Source organism: Endozoicomonas sp. SESOKO2, assembly GCF_024606245.1.
GTDB lineage: Bacteria > Pseudomonadota > Gammaproteobacteria > Pseudomonadales > Endozoicomonadaceae > Endozoicomonas_A.
Genome location: NZ_JAHHPQ010000613.1, coordinates 1 through 1,113 on the forward strand (window position 1 = coordinate 1; position 1,113 = coordinate 1,113).

General features: G+C 54.0%; 1 protein-coding gene. It reads right to left on the reverse strand.

Annotated features, from left to right (window positions below):
• Nucleotides 1–237: 237 nt before the first annotated feature.
• The coding region (locus KDK17_RS15140) for an ankyrin repeat domain-containing protein (protein ID WP_257288421.1) at nt 238–1,113 on the reverse strand (876 nt) is incomplete at its 5' end.

The window sequence follows — 1,113 nt, forward strand, 5'->3', positions numbered from 1 at the left end:
CATTCTACCCTTTAATTCTGGTGTACAGAGAGCAAGGATAGATCAGGAAAATAACGCAAGTTACACAGTTAACCGTTTTCTCAACTGCCTCGGAGAAACATTCAGCCCTGCCCAATAAACTTTGGTGCTGAGGTGAAAGTGATCACAATTCACTTTCTCTAAGACTATAAAGTCTGCTGTGACTAAATAATCACCCATTTCAAAAACTCAAAAGATGGGAACACCAGAAAGCCGTGTTTACCGGAGAAGATGATACATTTCTTCTGTTTCATTCACCGCCTCTGCGCCCCACTTTGCCCCGGCCTTGATCAGGGCTTTCGCGCAGTCGGTATTGCCCTCCCGGACTGCCGCAGACAGGGGGGTGGTGCCACTCGACGGGGCGGCGTTGGGATCAGCCCCGGCGTTGATCAGGACTTCCACAGAGTCGATATCGCCATTCGTAGTGGCGACGAACAGCGGGGTGACGCCATTTGGCATGGCGGCGTTGACATCCGCCCCGGCGTTGATCAGAGCTTTCACGCGTTCGGTATTGCTGTTCATGACAGCCATGAACAGCGGGGTGGTGCCATTCTTACTTCGGGCGTTGACATCCGCCCCGGTGTCGATCAGGAGTTGCAGACAGTTGGTACTGCCCATCAGGGCTGCGATGTCCAGTGGAGTAGTGCCATTAGACGTAGCAGCCTCAAGATCCGCCCCGGCGTCGATCAGGGTTTTAACGCATTCGGTATTGCCCTTCATGACAGCGTTGAACAGCGGGGTGAAGCCATCCCTGGCCCGGGCGTTGACATCCGCCTTGGCTTTGATCAGGCGTTTAACAATGTCGGTGTGGCCCTCCAGGGCTGCGATATGCAGCAAGGTGTTGCCAGTCTCAGTTTGGGGGTTGGGATCAGCCCCGGCGTTGATCAGGACTTCCACAGAGTCGGTATTGCCTTTCAAAGTGGCGACGGACAGCGGGGTGACGCCATTTGGCAGGGCGGCGTTGAGATCCGCCTTGGCTTCGATCAGGATTTTTACGCAGTCGATGTTATTTTTTTGTACAGCGATGAGCAGCGGTGTGAAGCCACCCTTAGTTCGGGTGTTGAGATTAGCCTTGCCTTCGATCAGGGTTTTCAC